Source organism: Sphingopyxis sp. EU05-FHT14B03, assembly GCF_058790875.1.
Window position 1 is genome coordinate 293466 of record NZ_JBYTDC010000002.1, and the last position, 19736, is coordinate 313201.

16 protein-coding genes are annotated in these 19736 nt (G+C 66.6%); 10 read left to right on the forward strand and 6 right to left on the reverse strand.

Annotated elements, in window-relative coordinates:
* Positions 1–6 precede the first annotated feature (6 nt).
* The 7 genes from AC3WS4_RS10560 (at position 7) to AC3WS4_RS10590 (ending at position 9486) form a co-directional block, all read left to right on the forward strand.
* Complete coding sequence (locus tag AC3WS4_RS10560; protein ID WP_492738960.1) at positions 7–726, forward strand: SapC family protein; 720 nt, start codon at positions 7–9, stop codon at positions 724–726.
* The gene (locus AC3WS4_RS10565) at positions 719–1750 is read left to right on the forward strand and encodes a cupin-like domain-containing protein (RefSeq protein ID WP_492738958.1); all 1032 of its coding nucleotides are present in this window, start codon (positions 719–721) and stop codon (positions 1748–1750) included. Before AC3WS4_RS10560 ends, AC3WS4_RS10565 begins: the two co-directional genes overlap by 8 nt.
* Entirely contained in the window at positions 1747–3243 is a 1497-nt protein-coding gene (locus tag AC3WS4_RS10570; protein WP_492738955.1) for a tryptophan halogenase family protein, read from the forward strand. Before AC3WS4_RS10565 ends, AC3WS4_RS10570 begins: the two co-directional genes overlap by 4 nt.
* 73 nt (positions 3244–3316) lie before the next feature.
* Complete coding sequence (locus tag AC3WS4_RS10575; RefSeq protein ID WP_492738951.1) at positions 3317–4375, forward strand: LacI family DNA-binding transcriptional regulator; 1059 nt, start codon at positions 3317–3319, stop codon at positions 4373–4375.
* Positions 4368–5561, forward strand: coding sequence for an MFS transporter (locus AC3WS4_RS10580; RefSeq protein WP_492738949.1), 1194 nt, complete (start codon positions 4368–4370; stop codon positions 5559–5561). Before AC3WS4_RS10575 ends, AC3WS4_RS10580 begins: the two co-directional genes overlap by 8 nt.
* An 88-nt stretch (positions 5562–5649) precedes the next feature.
* Positions 5650–8136 carry a glycoside hydrolase family 3 protein gene (locus tag AC3WS4_RS10585; protein WP_492738946.1) on the forward strand — a complete coding sequence of 829 codons (2487 nt, stop codon included), beginning with the start codon at positions 5650–5652 and terminating at the stop codon, positions 8134–8136.
* Positions 8137–8187: 51 nt separating this feature from the next.
* Positions 8188–9486 (forward strand): sugar MFS transporter, encoded by a 1299-nt coding sequence (locus tag AC3WS4_RS10590; RefSeq protein WP_492738944.1) that lies wholly within the window; start codon positions 8188–8190, stop codon positions 9484–9486.
* A gap of 3 nt (positions 9487–9489) precedes the next feature.
* Here AC3WS4_RS10590 and AC3WS4_RS10595 read toward each other — a convergent pair whose 3' ends face one another.
* The 3 genes from AC3WS4_RS10595 to AC3WS4_RS10605 form a co-directional block, all read right to left on the reverse strand.
* Positions 9490–10026: a DUF7010 family protein gene (locus AC3WS4_RS10595; protein ID WP_492742888.1), complete on the reverse strand. Its 537-nt coding sequence runs from the start codon at positions 10024–10026 to the stop codon at positions 9490–9492.
* A gap of 88 nt (positions 10027–10114) precedes the next feature.
* Entirely contained in the window at positions 10115–11611 is a 1497-nt protein-coding gene (locus AC3WS4_RS10600) for a carotenoid oxygenase family protein (protein WP_492738942.1), read from the reverse strand.
* 107 nt (positions 11612–11718) lie between these two features.
* On the reverse strand, positions 11719–13365 hold the full coding sequence (locus AC3WS4_RS10605) for a sulfatase-like hydrolase/transferase (RefSeq protein WP_492738940.1): 1647 nt from the start codon (positions 13363–13365) through the stop codon (positions 11719–11721).
* Positions 13366–13489: 124 nt separating this feature from the next.
* Here AC3WS4_RS10605 and AC3WS4_RS10610 point away from each other — a divergent pair, with 124 nt between their 5' ends.
* Together AC3WS4_RS10610 and AC3WS4_RS10615 are read left to right on the forward strand one after the other, a co-directional pair.
* Entirely contained in the window at positions 13490–14107 is a 618-nt protein-coding gene (locus AC3WS4_RS10610) for a TetR/AcrR family transcriptional regulator (RefSeq protein ID WP_492738938.1), read from the forward strand.
* The gene (locus AC3WS4_RS10615) at positions 14104–15021 is read left to right on the forward strand and encodes a formylglycine-generating enzyme family protein (protein WP_492738936.1); all 918 of its coding nucleotides are present in this window, start codon (positions 14104–14106) and stop codon (positions 15019–15021) included. The genes AC3WS4_RS10610 and AC3WS4_RS10615 overlap by 4 nt, the downstream gene beginning before the upstream one ends.
* Before the next feature lie 164 nt (positions 15022–15185).
* On the opposite strand, the gene AC3WS4_RS10620 is transcribed toward AC3WS4_RS10615, so the two are convergent.
* The 3 genes from AC3WS4_RS10620 to AC3WS4_RS10630 all read right to left on the reverse strand — a co-directional run bounded on the left by AC3WS4_RS10620 (position 15186) and on the right by AC3WS4_RS10630 (position 18711).
* Positions 15186–16988: an arylsulfatase gene (locus AC3WS4_RS10620; RefSeq protein ID WP_492742768.1), complete on the reverse strand. Its 1803-nt coding sequence runs from the start codon at positions 16986–16988 to the stop codon at positions 15186–15188.
* Positions 16989–17087: 99 nt separating this feature from the next.
* Positions 17088–18095 (reverse strand): histone deacetylase family protein, encoded by a 1008-nt coding sequence (locus AC3WS4_RS10625; protein WP_492738932.1) that lies wholly within the window; start codon positions 18093–18095, stop codon positions 17088–17090.
* Between the two features lie 91 nt (positions 18096–18186).
* Positions 18187–18711, reverse strand: a complete 525-nt coding sequence (locus AC3WS4_RS10630; protein WP_492738930.1) for a carbohydrate binding domain-containing protein — start codon at positions 18709–18711, stop codon at positions 18187–18189.
* A 95-nt stretch (positions 18712–18806) separates the two neighbouring features.
* Between AC3WS4_RS10630 and AC3WS4_RS10635 the strand changes: the two genes are divergently transcribed.
* Positions 18807–19646 (forward strand): glycoside hydrolase family 16 protein, encoded by an 840-nt coding sequence (locus AC3WS4_RS10635; RefSeq protein ID WP_492738928.1) that lies wholly within the window; start codon positions 18807–18809, stop codon positions 19644–19646.
* Positions 19647–19736 lie beyond the last annotated feature (90 nt).

Genomic DNA, 19736 nt, shown 5'->3' on the forward strand with positions numbered 1-19736 from the left:
CCCCGAATGACCAGGCATGCCGCGCTCGACACCAACAGCCACCGCGACCTGCGCGTCCGCACCGATGCGGGCGCCGGTCTGGGCGACGCGGTGATGGCGACGCTGACCGTGCCGAGCGAATTTCGCCAGGTGCAGGCGCATTATCCGATCCTGTTCCGCCGCGAGACCGGGCAGGAGGCGTTTATCGCGATGGCGTTGTTCGGGTTCGAGCCGGGCGAAAATCTCTATCTCGACGGCACCTGCTGGGACGCGCGCTATCGTCCGCTGTCGGCGGCGATCCAGCCCTTTCTCGTCGGCCGCCCGGCGAACGGCGACGGGCCGGGGCAGGTGCATATCGACCTCGATCACCCGCGCCTTGCGGACGGCGGCGAAGGGGTGCGGCTGTTCGACGCCGACGGCCAGCCAACGCCTTATCTGGAGGATATCGCCGAAAAGCTCGGCGCGCTCGACGAGGGGTACCGGGCCAGCGGCGATTTTTTCGCGGCCTTGCGCGACCATGACCTGCTCGAACCTTTCACGCTCGAGGTGACGCTCGACGACGGCGCGGTGAACTCGCTCGTCGGTTTCCACATCATCGACGAGGCGAAGTTGCAGGCGCTCGATGCCGACACGATCGGCAAGCTGCACGCCGCCGGGCATCTGATGCCGATCTTCATGGCACTCGCCTCGCTGGCGCAACTCGCACCGCTGATCGCGCGGAAGAACCGCAGGCTCGGCCATGGCTGAGCGCGACGGCGCCCTCTACGACCGCCTAGCGCGCGTGCCCGAGCGCTTATGCGATAAGGGGGCGGGGCTCGACGCGTTGCTGGAAGGCGCGCGCGAGCCCTTTGTCCTGCGCGGCCTCGTCGCCGACTGGCCGTTGGTCGCTGCGGCGAAGCGCTCGGCGCGCGATGCGCGCCAGCATCTGCTCGACCATGCGCGCGACCGACCGTTTGCGGTGTCGATCGGCGCGCCGGGGCACGATGGCCGGCTGTTCTACGACACAGACATGGCGATGAATTTCCGCTCGGGCACCGGCAAGCTGCCCGACATCTTCGCCGGCATCGACACCGCCGAGGAACGCGGCGAAGCGCGCACCGTCTATCTCGCCTCGATCGACATACCGGCGCATTTCGACGGCCTCGATGCCGCCAACCCGATCGAGCTCGGCGACCGCGATCCGCTGAAAAGCATCTGGATCGGCACTAAGACGCGGATCGCCGCGCACAATGATTTCCCCGATAATCTCGCCTGCTGCGCCGCGGGACGGCGCCGCTTCACTTTGTTTCCGCCCGACCAGTTCGCCAATCTCTATCTCGGGCCGATCGACAACACCCCAGCGGGGCGCGCGGTGAGCATGGTCGATTTCGACGCGCCCGACCTCGCGGCTTTTCCGCGCTTCGTCGAGGCGATGGCGCACGCGATGACCGTCGAACTCGAACCCGGCGACGCGCTCTTCATCCCGTCGATGTGGTGGCATCATGTCGAGGGACTCGAACCCTTCAACATCCTCGTCAATTACTGGTGGCGCAGCACCCCGGCCTGGCTCGGCCAGCCGCAGGAGGCGCTGAACCACGCGATCCTCGCGATCCGCGACCTGCCCGACGCCGACAAGGCGATCTGGCGCGCGATGTTCGACCATTATGTGTTCGAGAATGACGGCCGGGTCATCGACCATATCCCGGAAGCCGCGCGCAGCATCCTCGCGCCGCTCACCCCCGAAAGTGCCGGGCGCCTCCGCGCCTTCCTCCTGAGGAGCCTCAGCCGATGACCGACAAGAAACAACGCATCGTCATCGCGGGCGGCGGCACCGCCGGCTGGATGGCCGCTGCCGCGATCGCGCGCACCATGGGCAACGCGGTCGATCTGACACTCGTCGAATCCGAAGCGATCGGCACGATCGGCGTCGGCGAAAGCACGATCCCGCCGCTCGTCAACTACAACCGGCTGCTCGGGATCAACGAGGCCGATTTCATGCGCGCGACGCAGGCGACCTTCAAGCTCGGCATATTGTTCGATCACTGGAAGCAGCCCGGCCACCGCTATTTCCACAGCTTCGGGCTGACTGGCAAGGACCATTGGTCGGCGGGATTCCAGCATTTTTGGCTCCACGGCAAGACGCGCGGGCACGAGCAGAGCTACGACGATTATTGCATGGAACTCGTCGCCGCGCTGGAAGGCAAGTTCGCGCACCTGCCGGACGAGGGCATCAACTATGCCTATCAACTCGACTCCGGCCTTTACGCCCGCTTCCTGCGCCAGATGGCCGAGGGCGACGGGACAAAACGCGTCGAGGGCAAGATCGCGCGCGTCGAACTCGACAGCGAAAGCGGCGACATCGCGGCGCTCGTCCTCGACGGCGATCGGCGGATCGAGGGCGATCTGTTCCTCGACTGCACCGGTTTCCGCGCGCTGCTGATCGAGGGCGCGCTCCACGCGGGCTTCGACGACTGGACGCACTGGTTGCCGTGCGACAGCGCGATCGCGCTCCAGACCCCGAACGTCCGCCCACCCGTGCCCTACACCCGCGCGATGGCGCATGATGCCGGCTGGCAATGGCGCATCCCGCTCCAGCACCGCACCGGCAACGGCCTCGTTTATTGCAGCCGCTACCTCGATCGCGACGCGGCGCTCGACCGGCTGCTCGGCAATATCGAGGGTGAGGCGCTGACCGAGCCGAATTTCCTGCGCTTCACCACCGGGGTGCGCCGCCGCCAATGGTATCGCAACTGCATCGCGGTCGGGCTGTCGAGCGGCTTCACGGAACCGCTCGAATCGACGAGCATCCATTTGATCCAGCGCGCGGTGCTGCGCTTCATCCGCATGCTGCCGCTCGGCAAGGTCAGCGAACGCGATATTGCCGAGTACAACGATCAGCAGATGCAGGACAATCTGCAGATCCGCGACTTCCTGATCCTCCATTATAAGGCGACCGAACGGCGCGACAGCGCCTTCTGGCGCCAATGCGCCGACATGCCGATTCCCGACAGCCTCGCGCAAAAGATCGAGCTGTTCCGTGAAACCGGCCGCGTCTTCCGCAAGAATGAGGAATTGTTCGCCGAGAACAGCTGGGTCCAGGTGATGATGGGGCAGGGGATCGCGCCGCAGAGCCATCATCCGATCGCGACCAAGCTCAGCGACGAGGAACTGGCGCGCTTCCTCGGCGGCATCCGCGACAATGTCCGCGACACGGTAGCGAAGCTGCCCGAGCATCACGCCTATGTCGCGCGCTATTGCGGCGCCGCGGTGCCGCAGGCGGCATGATGCGCGTCTGGCCATGCGGCGAAGTTGTCGCTAGCAGGGCGCGTTGCGCAGCTAGCGGGGATCGGACGATATAATGGGGCGTCGGCGGCAGTCGGTGACGATCAAACATGTGGCGGCCGATGCGGGGGTGTCGCTGCAGACGGTGAGCCGCGTCATCAACAACGAACCCAATGTGCGGCCCGAGATGAAGGAGCGCGTCCAGGCGTCGATCGACAAGCTGGGCTATGTCCCGTCGATTGCGGCGCAGCGGATGAGCGGCTCGCGATCCTATCTGATCCTCGCGATCAACGACCGCGAACGGACCATCGCCGACTGGAATGCGCGCGAAGGCACCGACTGGGTCGACCAGATGCTGTTCGGCGGCATGCTCAAATGCGCCGAACTCGGTTATCGGATGATCTTTGAGCTGGTCGACACCCACAACGACCATGTCGAGCGCGAATTGCGCGCGATCATCGCGGCGCTCCAGCCCGACGGGGTGATCCTGACCCCGCCGCATTCGGACAATCCGCTGATCGTCGCGTTGCTCCACCAGCAGAAAATCCCCTTCGCGCGCATCGGCTCGCACGGCGGCGATGCCGGCATCGCGCTGACGATGGACGACGAAGGCTCGGCGGCGCTCGCCACCCGCCATCTCGCCACTCTCGGCCATCGCCGCATCGGCTTCATCTCGGGCTCGGTCGAATATGACCTCAGCCACTGGCGTATCGACGGCTGGCGCGCCGAGATGGCCGCTGCCGGCCTGCCGACCGACGATCTGCTCGCCGAGGGCGATTTCAGCGCGGCCTCGGGCGAGGCGGCGGCGCGGCAGTTGCTCGCGCTTCCCGACCGCCCGACCGCGATCATCGCGAGCAACGACCAGATGTCGCTCGCGACGCTTGGCGTCGCGCGCGAGCGCGGTCTCGACGTCCCGCGCGACCTGTCGCTGATCAGCTTCGACAACACCCCGATCATCCGCTTCACCCCGCCGGGGCTGACCGCGGTCGACCAGCCGATCGCCGCGACGGTGTCGCGCGCGGTCGAACTGATCATCGCCGCCCAGCGCGGCGAACCGCGCCCCACCGCGCCGACCGTCGTTCACGGCAGCCTGATCGAGCGCGGCTCGACCGCGGCGCCGTCCGCGAATGGCTGAGGACGCCGCGCCGCGCCGCCAGTCGACGGGGTTCCTGCTGCTCTACGCGCTCGCCGCCGCGGGCGGCGCGATCGCCTATGTGCCCTTCCTGACCATCTTGCTGCCGGTGCGGATGACCGCGCTCGCGGGGACGAACGACATTCAGGCGCTCGGCTATGTCACCTTCTTCGGCGCGATCGCGGCGAGTACGGGGGGCGTGCTGTTCGGCTGGCTCAGCGATCGCACCGGCAACCGCCGTGGCTGGGTGACCGCGGGCCTGCTGCTGACGATCGCGCTGCTGCTCGCGGTGCCGCTGGCAAGCGATGTGCCGTCGCTGATCGCGATCATCATCGGCTGGCAACTCGCACTCAACATGATGCTGGCGCCGCTCGCGGCCTGGGCCGGCGATAGCGTCCCCGACCAGCAAAAGGGGCTGCTCGGCGGGCTGCTCGCTTTTTCGCCCGCGCTCGGCGCAGTCTCCTGCGCCTTCGTCACGCTGCCGGGCCTCGCCGACGCCGACGGCCGCCTCACGCTCGTCGCAATGCTTGTCGCCGGCGCGGTGCTTCCGGTGCTGCTGATCGGTCGGCCGCGCGCCTTTCCCGAGCTCAATCGACCCGGCACCCCGGAACCCGAAACCGGCACGCCGCGGCCTCGGTCGATCGTCGTCCGCATGTGGAGCGCGCGCCTGCTCGTCCAGATCGCCGAGGCGGCGCTGTTCGCCTATCTCTTCTTCTGGTTCCGCTCGATCGAGCCGACGATCACCGACAGCGAGACCGCACAGCTGTTCAGCCTCGTGCTGACGATCGCGGTGCCGATGGCGCTGCTCGCGGGCCGCTGGGCCGACCGCACCGACCGCCCGATCCTGCCGCTCGCGATCTGTACGGGCATATTGACGCTCGGCCTCACCGGAATGGCGCTGGCGGAAACGCTGCTCGCGGCGAAGCTCGCCTATGTCGTCTTCGGGGTTGCCGCGACGATCTTCCTGTCGCTGCACAGCGGCCAGACGCTGCGGGTGCTCCGGCGCCCCGACCGGCGCGGGCGCGATCTCGGCCTGTTCAACCTGACCAACACCGTGCCGTCGCTGATCATGCCCTGGCTCACCATTTCGCTGGTCCCGGGTTTCGGCTTCGATGCGCTGTTCCTGCTGCTCGCGGCCTTTGCGAGCATCGCGGTCGTCCTGCTCGCCACGATGCCGCGCCTGCGCTGATAGCGCAATCAAACAGGCGCTTGATTTCATTCACCCGCTATGCGAGAGGATGTTTGATAACGTTCACATAAGCGGAATGGGAGAGAATATGCGGCGACCTGCAATCGCGATGGCGACGGCGCTCCTTTTGGCGGGCACGGCCAGCGCAGCGGCAGCACAGACCGGTGCGGCGGACGCCGCGACGGTCCATCCCGACCTTTGGCCGGCGGCGAAAAGCCCGGCCGCGATCACCGACGCCGCGACGGAGAAGCGCATCGACGCGCTGCTCGCGAAGATGACGGTCGAACAGAAGGTCGGCCAACTCGTCCAGGGCGACATCAGCACGATCACGCCCAAGGACCTCGAAACCTACCCGCTCGGCTCGATTCTGGCGGGCGGCAACAGCGGTCCGAACGGCAATGAGCGCTCAAGCGCCGCCGACTGGGCCAAGCTGGTCGGCGAATTCCGCGCGGTGTCGCTGAAGCCGCAGGCGAACGGCGTCGCCATCCCGATCATCTTCGGGGTCGATGCCGTCCATGGCCACAACAATATCCCCGGCGCGACGCTGTTCCCGCACAATATCGCGCTCGGCGCGACGCGCGACCCCGAACTGATCCAGCGCATCGGCGCGGTCACCGCTGCCGAGATCGCTGGCAGCGGCATCGAATGGACCTTCGCCCCGACGCTCGCGGTGCCGCAGGATCTGCGCTGGGGCCGCAGTTACGAAGGCTATGCCGCCGATCCCAGGCTCGTCGCCGACTATGCCAAGGCGATGGTCATCGGGCTGCAGGGCCAGCTCGTCGCGGGCAAGGTGGTCGGCAAGGCGCATGTCGCGGCGACCGCGAAGCATTTCCTCGCCGATGGCGGCACCGACGGCGGCCGCGATCAGGGCGACGCCAGGGTCGACGAAAAGGAACTGATCGCCAAACACGCGATGGGTTATCCCGCCGCGATCGACGCCGGCACGCTCACCGTCATGGCCAGCTTCTCAAGCTGGCAGGGGATCAAGCACCACGGCAACAAGGGGCTGCTCACCGACGCGCTCAAGCGGAAAATGGGCTTCGACGGCTTCGTCGTCGGCGACTGGAACGGCCATGGCCAGGTCGCGGGGTGCAGCGTCACCGACTGCCCCGCCTCGATCAACGCCGGGCTCGACATGTTCATGGCCCCCGACAGCTGGAAGGGCCTCTACGAAACCACGGTCAAACAGGCGAAGGACGGCACCATCTCCGCCGCGCGCCTCGACGATGCGGTGCGCCGCATTCTGCGGGTGAAATATAAGCTCGGGCTGTTCGACGCCGATCATGGCGGCCGCGGCGATTTTGCCGCGGTCGGCGCCCCCGCGCATCTCGCGGTCGCGCGTGAGGCGGTGGCGAAGTCGCTGGTGCTGCTCAAGAACAATGGCGGCGTGCTGCCGATCAAGGCGGGCGCCCGCGTCCTCGTGACCGGCCCCGGCGCCGACAATATGGCGATGCAATCGGGCGGCTGGACAATCAGCTGGCAGGGCACCGACGTCACCCACGCTGACTTCCCCAACGGCCAGACGATCTGGGAAGGGTTGCAGAAAGCGGTCGGCGAGGCGGGTGGCGCCGCCGCGCTGTCGAAGGACGGCAGCTTCAAGGACAAGCCCGACGTCGCGATCGTCGTCTTCGGCGAGGAACCCTATGCCGAATTTCAGGGCGACGTGTCGACGCTCGATTACCAGCCGAACGAGGCGAATGACTTGGCGACACTCCGGAAGCTGAAGGCGGCGGGTATTCCGGTGGTCGCGCTGTTCCTCTCGGGCCGCCCGATGTTCACCAACCCCGAAATCAATGCCGCCGACGCCTTTGTCGCGGGCTGGCTGCCGGGGTCGCAAGGCGCAGGCGTTGCCGACGTCCTCGTCGCGGGCAAGACCGGCAAGCCTGCGCACGGCTTCTCCGGCGTGCTGCCCTTCGCCTGGCCCGCCGATGCCGCCTCGCCGGTGAAGAAGCCGCTGTTCGCCGAGGGTTATGGCCTGAAATATGGCGAGACCAAACCGGTGCCGCCGCTCTCCGAAGACCTCGGCATCGACGTCGGCGCGGCGCTCAATGTCGAGAAATATTTCGCCGGTGGCCGCGCGCGGGCGCCATGGCTGCTGTCGGTGACCGATGCCGGCGGCGCGCGACCGGTGGCCTCGCCGCCGCTCGCCAGCCCCTATGGCCATGTCGCGTCGCGCTCGGTCGATGTCGCGGCGCAGGAGGACGGCAAAAGCTTCACCTGGACCGGCCCGGGATCGTTCAGCCTGTCGGGGCCGAACGCCGACCTGTCGCGCCAGCTGAACAACAGCTTCGCGGTGCGGATCGACTGGCGGATCGATGCGGTGGGCACGGGGCCGGTGCAACTGTCCTTCGCGAACATCCCCTTCGACATCAGCGCGCTTGTCGCCGCGGCGCCGAAGGGGCAGGTGTCGACGATAAAGGTGCCGCTGCGTTGCTTTGCCGACGCCGGCGCCGATTTGACGCGCGTCGGCGCAGCCGTGGCGGTGCAGGCCGACAAGGGTTTCGCGGCAACGCTGCTGCATACGAATGTCGAGGCGGTCGGCGAGAATCTGCCTTGTCCGCCCCGGGGAAAGTGACCAGACCCGTACACGGGTTGGCGTAAGTCCGATAAAATGGGGAGAGCTTAGATGGCATTGGCGCCGAACGTCGCGAAGAGTGCGGACCCGAACATGGTCGAAAAAACGGGCAAGGGTGGTGGCAGCGCGCTGGTGGTGCTGATCCTCGCCTTTGCGGTGTTCTTCCTGCTGGGCGGGGTAACCAACATCAACGACCTGCTGGTCGGCAAGTTCAAGCCGATGTTCCACCTGACGCATGCGCAGGCGAATTTGGTGCAGATGGCGTTTTTCATCGCCTATGGCGCCTTTTCGATCCCGGCCGGCATCATCATGTCGAAGCTCGGCTATATCCGCACCTTCGTGCTCGGGTTCGTCATCGTGGCGGCGGCCGCCTTCCTGTTCATCCCCGCGTCGGCGGCGGCGTCCTATCCGGGCTTCCTCGCCGCGCTGTTCTGCATCGGCGCGGGCATCACGGTTCTGCAGGTGGCGATGAACCCGGTGATCACCACGCTGGGGCCGATCGAAACCTCGCACAGCCGCCTGACCTTTGCCCAGGCGTTCAATTCCGTCGGCGTGTTCGCGATGGTCTATGGCGGCGCATCTTTTCTGCTTGGCGATTCAACCCCGATCGACGCCGAGACCGCGACCGAGGCGCAAATTCAGGCCTATCGCGTCGCCGAGGGGGCGTCGATCGGCACCGCCTATATGTGGCTCGGCGTGCTGATGCTGGTGATCGCGGCGGTGTTCTGGATGTTCCGGTCGGCGCTCGACCACGCCAAGGCGAGCGACGTGAAGCTCGAGGGCACGTGGGGCCTGCTCACCCACAACCGCCGCGTCCAGCTCGGCGCGCTGTGCATCTTCGTCTATGTCGGCGCCGAAGTGGCGATCGGTTCGAACCTCATCGCCTATCTCGGCGACCCCAGCGTGATGGGACTGGGGCTTCAGGCCGCGGGCAAGCTGGTGGCGTTCTACTGGCTGGGCGCGCTCATCGGCCGCTTGCTCGGCGGTTTCATCCTGCGACTGGCAAAGCCGGGGCGCGTGCTTGCGACCTTTGCGGCGGGGGCGATTTCGCTGATCATCCTGTCGGCGGTGACGACGGGCGCGCTGTCGGGCTGGGCGCTGATCCTCGTCGGCTTCTGCAATTCGCTGATGTTCCCGACGATTTTCAGCCTCGGGACCGAGGGGCTGGGCGAACGGACGCCGCAGGGGTCGGGCATCATGTGCACCGCGATCATCGGCGGCGCGATCGTGCCGTTCCTGTTCGGAACCGTGGCCGATATCGACATCCGGCTCGCGCTGGCGGTGCCGCTGGTCTGCTATGCGATCATCGCCGGTTTCGGGCTGTGGGCGGCACGCCAGGCGACCGCTTGACGGTCACGCGGTGGCGGCGTTCCACCGCGTGAACAGCCAGGCGCCGAACAGCAATTCGACGCTGCCGACCGCCAGCGTGATATGGACCGGCAGCGCCTCGGCCTGGATCGCGAAGCCGGTGCCGATCAGGAAGATCGCGCCGCCAAGCGCCCAATAGAGCCGGTCGCGATAGAGCGTCGCAAAGACGAAATAGCGCGCCCCGACGACGATCGCGAGCGCGGCAAAGGCGAAGGTCTCCGACGCGGGCAGCAGGCCGAACGCGATGAGCAGACCCGCGAACAACGGAAAGGTCGCCTCGAACCCGAGCAGTGACAGCGGATTGCCCTTCGACACCTTGGGTGCACGAAACGCCCGCGCGATCAGCAGCGCCAGCGGAAAGATCAGCATCCCGCCGACAAAGATCGCGACATAGGCGTAAAAGCCGCCCCAGATGTACCAGGCGACGTCCGCCGCGAGCCAGGCCAGCCCCGAAACGAAAACCCCGGGCGCGCCGCCCAGATAGCCGCTGCGCAATTCATCCTGTGCCTGACCGATGTCGATGTTCGCCTCCTCTGACTGTGGATCCGGCGCTACGGGGAAACGCGCACCGTTTCAACGGGCTTGGCTCAGGCCGCGCGACAAGGCGAGGTCAGGCGGCGAGGATATCGTTTTCGCCCATGCCGATATCGTCGCCGTTCGCCCACACGCTGTGGGTGCCGGCACAGATGCGCTCGGGCAGGATGATCCGGCACACCGGGCCCGCCGCGATATTCTTCGCGTCGATCAGCACGCATTCGGACTGGTCGGTTTCGAGGTCGGCGATGAAGGAGACGAGATAGCCATCATCCTCGTCCTTCGCATCGATCCGCGGTGCGAAGGGCGCCTCGCTGCCGAAACGGCCGGGACCAAATTCATATTGCTCGCTCGTCCGCGCCTCAAGGTCGTGTTTGACCAGCCCGCGAAACAGGAACCAGCCCGGCTCGGGGATCGCGCTATAGGCGTAGCGATAGCGCTTGCCGGCATAGCGCTGGTTGAACATCCCGAATTCGAGGTTGCGGTCGTCCAGCCGCTCTTCGCTCGTCTCGCCCGTCACCAGATCGAAGCGCCAGCGGTGAAGGCGCGGCTTGAGCAGTTCCTGGTCGAGATAGGCCATCATCCGTTCGAACCCCTCGGGGGCATTCGGATAGGATTTCGGCATCGGCTCTTCCTGATAATAGCCGTCGAGGATGATCTCGTCGCCGTCCTCCCATGCATTCAGCCAGTGCAGCGTATAGGTCGGTTCGGCCTCGAACCAACGGATGTCCTCGGGGCTCCCGTGGCGGGGGATGATCGCGAAACGTGTTTTTTCGTCGGGGTGGAATTGCACGACGTGGAGCCGCTTTTCGAGCAGCTCGGGGCTCCAATAAAGCGGCATGTCGTTGAGGATCGCGTAGTTTTCGGTGAACGCCATATCGTGCGGCAGGCGCGGCCCGGGCAGCGGCACCGGGATATAATGCTTCAGCTTATTGTCCGCGCCGACGACGCCATAATGCATGTACGGCGCGTGCTTCGAGTAATTGAAGAACATCAGTTCGCCGGTCGCAGGATCGACCTTGCAATGTGCCGAAATGCCGTCGAGCGGTACCCAGCTTTCGGTGCCATGCTGTTCCAGCGTAAACGGATCGAGCCGATACGCCTCGCCGCACTGATAGAATGTCGAGATGATCTTGCCCGCATGGATCGTAACGTCGGTCGAACTGCTGTCCTTCAGCCACTCTTGCGCGCCCCAGCCGTGCCGCGTCGACTTGTGCGGTGGCTCCATCAACCCCGCCCATAACGAACGCCCGGCTTCCTTCTCGGCCTCGAACCCCTTGGTGCGGACGAAGCGGCTGCGATAGCTCGCACGCCCCTGTTTGAAGCTTATCGCATGAATGAACCCGTCGCCATCGAAGGGGTGATAGCGCCCGATCGGATCATGCACTTGATTCTCGCCGGTGCGGACATAGACGCCGTCGATGTCGGCGGGGATCGTGCCGATCACCTCGGCATCGCCATTGGCGAAGATCGCGTTCCATTCGTTGAACGTCGGCCGCCATGCGCCCTGCATATAGGGATGGTCGTTCGGCTGGATCGTGGACTGGATCGTCTCGACGAGCTCGGCGGTCATGCGATGACTCCTTCGGCGCGGGCAAGGCGTCGCCGCGTCGCGGCGGCATCATAGTCCAAACTCAGGCGATCGACGAGAGCGGCGCCATCAAGGGGGAGGGGACTGCATCAATTCGTCCAGTACACATAATCCTGCCCGTCTTTCCACGGCGCGTTCTGCGGCACGTCGATCCGCACTGGGCCTTCGATCAGGCCCGGCCAGATTGGTTTCGCCATGCCCCGGTTCTGCGCCTCGAGCATCGCGCTGAGCTGGGCGACGCGCTGCGGCTCGTGCGCCGAAAGATCGAATTGTTCGGTGGGGTCGGCCGCGAGATTATAGAGGCGCGTCTTCGCCGGCCGCTTCGTCACCTGCAATTTCCAGTCGCCCGCGCGCACCGCACGATAGTCGCCCGAGCGCCAGAACAGCGCCTGCCGTTTCGCCGGACCCGCCAATATATCCTCGCTGTCGACCACCCGGTCGGCCGGCAGCTTCGCACCGGCGACCGCCGCGATCGTCGAAAAGATGTCGAGGTGACCGGTCGGGTCGGCCCGCGTCGACCCCGGCGCGATCGTCCCTGGCCAGCGCATGAAAAAGGGGGTGCGGATGCCGCCCTCGAAAAAGGTCGCCTTCCACCCGCGATAGGGCGCGTTCAGCCGGTCGATCCCGGTGTACCAGGCGCCGCCATTGTCGCTGGTGAAGATCACCAGCGTATTGTCGTCGATGCCCAGCTCTTTCAGCTTCGCCATCACGTCGCCGATCCGCCGGTCGAGCTGCGCGATCATCGCGCCATAGACGCGGGTCTTCTCATCCTTGATCTGCGGCAGTCGGTCATACTCCGCGCGCGTCGCCTGCAGCGGGGTGTGCGGGGCGTTGAACGCGAGGTACATAAAGAAAGGCCGGTTGCGGTTCGCCTCGATCGCCTTTGTCGCCTCTGCGGCGAAATAATCGGTCATATGCCCCTTGGGGTGGAATCTTTTGCTGCCGTTGAAACTCACCGCATGGCGCAAATTCGCCCACAGGAAGCGGTCGATGCGGTCCCACGGCAGCTTGGCGTTGACAACCTCAGGGTCATCCTCCGGCAAAAACATCGCCGCCCCCCCAAGCACCGCGAGGCTTTCGTCGAAGCCCTGGTTTTGCGGTTGCAGGGTCGGGGACTCGCCCAGATGCCATTTGCCGATATGCAGCGTGTGATAGCCCGCCGCCTTTACCGCCTCGGCGATCGTCACCTCGCTCGCGGGAACGCCCATGTCGGGATAGTCGGGGATGTCGGGGGTGATCAGCTCCTTGTGGAACACCGGCCGCAGCGGTCCGATCGCGTCGCCATGCGCCAGATTCTCGGCGAACTGGACCGGCACGGCGGTAAATTCGAAGCCGAAGCGCGTCGGATAGCGCCCCGTCATCATCGCCGCGCGCGACGGCGAACAGGTTGCGTTGGCGGCATAGGCGGTGGTGAAATTCATCCCCTCGCGTGCCAGCGCATCGATATTCGGGGTCTTGACGATCCCGCCGGCGACCCCGCCGCCGTTGAGGCTGATGTCGTTAAACCCCAGGTCGTCGGCGACGATCAGGATGATGTTCGGCGGCCGTTTCGTTCCCGGCGGGGCGGCGGGTGCGTCCGCAGGTCCCGCGGCCCATGTCACCACATGGTTCGGCTGCACGGGGTCGCGCCAGTCCTGGACCAGCCCGGGCAGGCGATAGCTGTTCGCCTGATACGCCCAATATCCGCCCGCTCCCAACAGCGCGAGCACGCTCAGCGCCGCCCATCTTTTCTTCATAGCCCCACCCGCTCCACGGTTGTCGTCGATGTTATGGCACTATATGTGTCATTATATGATGCGCCATGCAAGATCGTTCGGCGCGGCATTGACCCGGGCGTCAAGCTGGGCCAGCGGGGACGCCATGGCAACGAAAACCAAAGCCAGGATCGACGCCGACGCCGCGCCGCGGGTCGACGGCCGCCGCGAACGCAGCCGGTCGAGCCGCGCGCGCATCGTCGCCGCGATGCTTGACCTCATCGACCGCGGCGATCTGTCGCCGAGTGCGGCGCGCGTCGCCGAGGAAGCGGGGGTGGGCCTGCGCACCGTGTTCCGCCAGTTCGACGACATGGATACGCTCTACCGCGAAATGTCCGAAACCATCGCCGAGCGGGTGATGCCGATCGTCGTCGCGCCTTATGCGGGCAAGGACTGGCGTGCCGATGTGCGCGACCTCGCGGCACGGCGTGCGCGCGTCTTTGAAACGATGCTGCCCTTCCGCCTCGCCGCCAATATCAAGCGCTATCAGTCGCCGTTCCTGATGGGACAATATGGCCAGGTCGTCGCGCTCGAACGCGATCTCCTGTTCCGCCTGCTCCCCGACACCATGATCGCCGACCGCGTCGGCCGGGAGGCTCTGTGCGTCGCGCTGTCGTTCCAGACCTGGCGCGCGCTGCGCCACGACCAGGGCTTGCTGGTCGACGAAGCCGGGGCGGTCGTCGCGCAGATGGTCGAAGCGCTGATCGCGGGGGCGGTGCGATGAAGCGGGCCGTCCTGACCGGATCGCTCGCACTGGCCGGGTTGCTCGCCGCCTGCGGCGACAAGCCCGCCGACAAGGTCGCGGCGACTTCGACGCCGATCTGCCCCGCGATGCCGAAGGCGGATTATGTTTGGATCCCCGGCGCCACCTTCGCGATGGGCGCCGACGCGCATCTGCCCGAAGAGGGGCCGGAAAAGCCGGTGACCGTCGCCGGCTTCTGGATGGCGACGCACGAAGTGACGAACGGCGAATTCGCCGCCTTCGTGAAAGCCACCGGCTACAAGACCATCGCCGAACGCGACCCGCCGCCACTGCCCGGCGCGCCGCCCGACATGCTCGTGCCCGGCGGTGCGGTGTTCACCGCGCCGACCGACGGCAATCCCAACTGGTGGCGCTGGGTCGTCGGCGCCGAGTGGCGCCATCCCGCCGGACCCGACACCGCGATCGACGGCCGCGACCGCGAACCGGTGGTGCAGATCGCTTATGACGACGCGCTCGCCTACGCCCGCTGGGCGGGCAAGGCGCTGCCGAGCGAGGAGCAATGGGAACTCGCCGCCGCGACCGGGGGCGCCGACCGCAATGTCCCCATCGTCGACGGCAAGCCGCAGGCGAATTATTATCAGGGGGTTTTCCCGGTCCGCGACATGGGCACCGACGGCTTCACCAGCCGCGCCCCCGTCGCCTGCTTCGCCGCCGACAAGCATGGGGTGCACGACCTCATCGGCAATGTCTGGGAATGGACGACCGGCGCGATCGACGACGAAAGCAATGTCATCAAGGGCGGCAGCTTCCTGTGCGCCGCCAATTATTGCGCCCGCTACCGCCCCGCCGCGCGCCAGTTCCAGGAACGCTCGCTGGGCACCGACCACATCGGCTTCCGCCTGATCGACACGGCGCGCCCGGCGCCGACGGGGTAATTGGGTAGCGCGCGACCGCGCCGGGTCGCTAACCGGGGCGGACATTCCATTTCATCGTCATCCCGGGCTTGACCCGGGACCCGCCTTCCTTCTGTCGCCGTCGGATCAAAGACAAGGCAGGCCCCGGGTCAAGCCCGGGGTGACGAAGGCAGGACCTCCCGGATTCAGCGCGAACCCGATGTCCGAACCCGCCTGCGCCGCCGCCAGCCCCAGATCAGCGCCACGATCGCCAAGATCCCGCCGCCGAGCCACAGCCCGGCCTTGATCGCGCGCTTCTTGCCCTGCTTCTCCCACGCATAGGCGTTGATCTGCGCATCGGCGGTATAGCCCGCGGGCATGTCGAGCACGCCATTGGCCTTCGCATAGGCGCGGTAGTCGGCCATCATCGCCTTGAACCGGTCGGGCATCGCCGCCGACAAATCCTTCGTCTCGCCCGGATCACTCTTCAGGTCGTACAGCCGCCAGCTGCCGTCGCCGGTCGGCGGCAGGTTGCGCACCAGCTTGTAATCGCCGCGGAACAGCGCGGCATTGCCCGACAGCTCATACCCCAGCGGATCGTCGCCATGCACGCTGCCCGCCGCGCCGCCGAGCATGGGGACGAGGCTGCGGCCGGTCACCGGCTCGACCGCGCGGCCTTTCCAACTGCCGCCATGCCCGGGCACCCCGGCCAGCTCGGCGAGCGTCGGCAGGATGTCGGTGACATGCGCCAGCCCGCCGTTGATCGCGCCGGCGCGGATCTTCGCATGGCCCGGCCAGGCGACGATCAGCGGCACGCGCAGCCCGCCCTCGGTCGCGCTGAACTTATACCCCGACAAAGGCGACACCGCCGCGCTTGCCCAGCCCGGGCCGATCGCGGCGAAGCTGCCACGCCGCCCGATGTTCGCGGTCGCAGTGTCGTACTGCATGTTCAGGAACAGCCGGTTGCGGGTGCTGCTGAACGGGTTGATCGGCTCGGCGCCATTGTCCGACAGGAAGACGAAAATCGTGTTCTCATATTGGCCGCTGGCCTTCAGATGGTCGACAAGCCGCCCGACCTCGCGGTCCATCGCGGTCGCCATGCCGGCATAGGCCTGCATCACCCGCACCGCCGCCGCGCGCTCCTCGGTGTCGAGTTTGGCCCAGTCGGGGGTGGTCGCCATCGTCGTCATCGGCGCGCCTGCGGGGACGATGCCCAGCGCCGCGGCGCGCTTGGCCCGCGCTTCGCGCAGTGCGGTCCAGCCGTCCTTGTACATCGCCGAATAGCGCGCGATGTCGCTGTCGGGCGCCTGTATCGGGATATGGTTGGCGAGGAAGTTGATCGACGCGAGGAAGGGTTTGCCGCTCGCCCGGTCGGCGTCGATATAATCGATCATCTTCTCGACGACGAAGGTCGAGGAATAGAAGTTCTTCGGCAGCGTCGCCGGCTTGCCATTCTCGGTCCAGGCGGCGGTGTCGTACATGCCCTCGATCGGCCGCTGTTCGAAATTGTCGGCGCCGGCATCGGCGAGGCTGAAGGCGCGATTGTAACCGCGCGCCTCGGGCAGCCGCGTCGCGTCGCTCCCCAGATGCCATTTGCCGGTCAGATAGGTGTTGTATCCCGCCGCGCCGAACAGTTCGGCGATCGTCACGACGCGATGGTTCATCACCGTGTCGTACCCAGGCTGGCCGTGATGCGCGTCGGGGATCGTCTCGGGCATGTTGCCCAGCCCATTGCGGTGGTTCATCACCCCGGTCTGCAACATCGCGCGTGTCGGCGAGCAGCTTCCCGCGGCGTGGAAATTCGAAAAGCGCATGCCCGAATAGGCGAGCGCGTCGATATTGGGGGTCGCGAACTCGGCGCCGAACGACCCGACGTCGCTGAAGCCCCAGTCGTCGGCGAGCAGGATGACGATATTGGGACGCTTCGGGGTGGGAGAGGGGGCAGGGGCCGCCTGCACCGGCGCCAGCATCAACGCGGCGGCCAGTGCCGCCATTCCCCGCCTCTTCATCGCGAATCCCCCTCCGATATATTGACACATGGTATGCCAATATATTCACAGCCGCAATCGATCCTTCAAATCCTCCCTGTTCCAAAGATATGAGAGGACCTAATCGAACCCCGCCAGGAACGCGGCGACATTCACGCCGAGGTCGCCGACCGCATAGCCGCCTTCCATCACCACCAAAGTCGGCAGGCCAAGGTCGGCGATCGCCCGCGCCATGTCGCCATAATCGGCGCGTTCGAGCCGGAAGCTCGAGATCGGATCGCCGCTGAAGGTGTCGGCGCCGAACGAGACGATCAGGCAGCGCGCGCCCCGGTCGGCAATCGCGCTCAGCGCGGTATCGAGCGCCGGACGGTACGCCGTGCCATCTGTCCCGCGCGGCAGCGGCAGGTTCAGCGTCGCGCCTTCGCCCGCCCCCTCGCCGCGCTCGTCGGCATGGCCCCAGAAAAAGGGATAGTCGGTGACCGGATCGGCGTGGATCGAGGCGAAGAAGATGTCGCCATCGGCATAGAAGATGTCCTGCGTGCCATTGCCATGGTGATAGTCGACATCGAGGATCGCGACCGGGCCGAGCCCCAGCGCCGCCGCCTGCCGCGCCGCGATCGCGGCGTTGTTGAGGTAGCAATAGCCGCCCATATAGTCGCGCCCGGCATGGTGCCCCGGCGGGCGGCACAGCGCGAAGGCGTGGCGCTCGCCCGCCGCCAGCGCGTCGAGCGCGGTCAGTGCGCATTGCGCCGACCAGTATGCCGATTGCCAGGTGCCCGCCGCGATCGGGGTGGAAGCGTCGAAGCTGTACGCACCGATCTCGGCGTCGATGCGGTCGAAGCGCAGCGGCCGCCGCCGCACCACCGGAAAGCTGTAACCGATCGCATCGCCCGTGCGTCCCGCCGCGAGCCAGCCGTCATAAGCGCGTTCGAGGAAGGCGAGATAGGCGGCGTCGTGCACCGCGGCGAGCGGCGCCATCCCGAAATCGCGCACCGGCTGCCAGTCCGCCAACGCCGCGACGATCGACCGCGGCCGCGCGGCATTCTCGGCATAGGGCACGAATTCGCCATTGTGCAGTTCGCGCGCCGGCGCGTGCGCCGTCTGCCGGTCGTCGAAGAATAGTTTCACCTCTGGCCCGTCCTTCCGCGCCGCCGTCCTGACGGTCCGCCCGAACCTAGGCCGGCGGCCCGCCAAGTCAAAGGCGGCGGCACCCGCCGGGCTAGTCGGCCTTCATCACGAACGCCGGGCCAAGGTCGATCGTCCGTGCGCCGTCGCCCAGCGTCAGCGCGACATTGGCCTTGCCCGCTTCATGGTCGGCGGCGGCGATGCCGTTGATATGGACCAGCGCCCAGTCCTTCGTCACCGGCACGCGGCCCGCGACGATCGCCGCATAAGGCGCGTAATTCTGCTGGATCGCGGCGCCGATGTCGCCGGCCTCGCCGTCGGCGATCCGCACCCACAGCGCGACGATCAACTTGTCGCCGCGCGCGATCGGCTTGTCGATCGGCACCGACGCGCCGATGTCCCACGCATTGGCGGGCTTCGCGGCGATCGTCACCCGCATCGCCGTGCCGCCCTGCACCGCGCCGTCCTTGCGCGCCTTGTGGGTCTGGCCGGGGCCGAAGACGGTCCAGCCCGCGGTCGGCTCGTTGAGCAAGGGCGGCGGCGCGGCTTCGTTCTGGGCCTGAAGCGGAAAGGTCAGTGCCAGAGCGGCGGCAGTCAGCGCGATACGCATCGAAATCATGGCAAGTCTCCCCATTTTGCACGAGTCGATTGCATGATCTTATAGAGACAAGTAAGATATCAATCTAATACCAATTGACGAAAAAGGGGATCGGCATGCGGATCGCGGCGATACTGGCTCTGGGAGTCGCGGGCTCGGCGCTCGCTCCCGCGACATATGCGCAGGACGGCGCGGCGGCCAAGGGCAGCTACGAACTCGTCTGGGCCGACGAATTCGACACCGACGGCCCGCCCGATCCCGCCAAATGGGTGTGGGACACCCACGCCAACAAGATCGGCTGGTACAACAAGGAACTGCAATATTATGCCGCCGACCGGCCCGAGAACGCCCGCGTCGAAGGCGGCCGGCTGATCATCACCGCGCGCAAGGAGGTGCTGTCCGACCGCGCCGACCATGGCGGGCAGGGCTATAGCTCGGCGCGGCTGATCACCAGGGGAAAGGCCGACTTCACCTATGGGCTGGTCGAGGTTCGTGCCAAGCTGCCGTGCGGGCAGGGCAGCTGGCCGGCGATCTGGATGCTCGGCGCGACCGCGCCCTGGCCCGACGGCGGCGAGATCGACATCATGGAGCATGTCGGCGCCACCCCCGGCGACGTCTTCGGCACGATCCACAACCGCTCGACCGCGGGGACGTCGGGTAACGGCAACAAGATCCGCGTCGACGACGCCTGCACCGCCTTTCACGATTATCAACTGCTGTGGACTCCGCGCGAGCTGCGCATCGCGGTCGATGGCAATCCCTATCACCGCTATGCCAACGCCGGAACGGGCGACGACCAATGGCCGTTCGACAAGCCGCATTATCTGCTGCTCAACCTCGCGATCGGCGGCGCCATGGGCGGCGCGGTCGACGATGCGATCTTCCCGGTGCAGTTCGAGATCGAACATGTCCGTATCTATCGCCAGGCGGTGCGCGGGGCCGCGTCCGCCGAATGACAAGCTGTTGAGAAAGCGTGGCGGCGCGGTCCTATAGTCCAGTCAGGCCGCGCCGCCACTTCCATGCCCTCCGGGAAGAGGAGGGCGGAA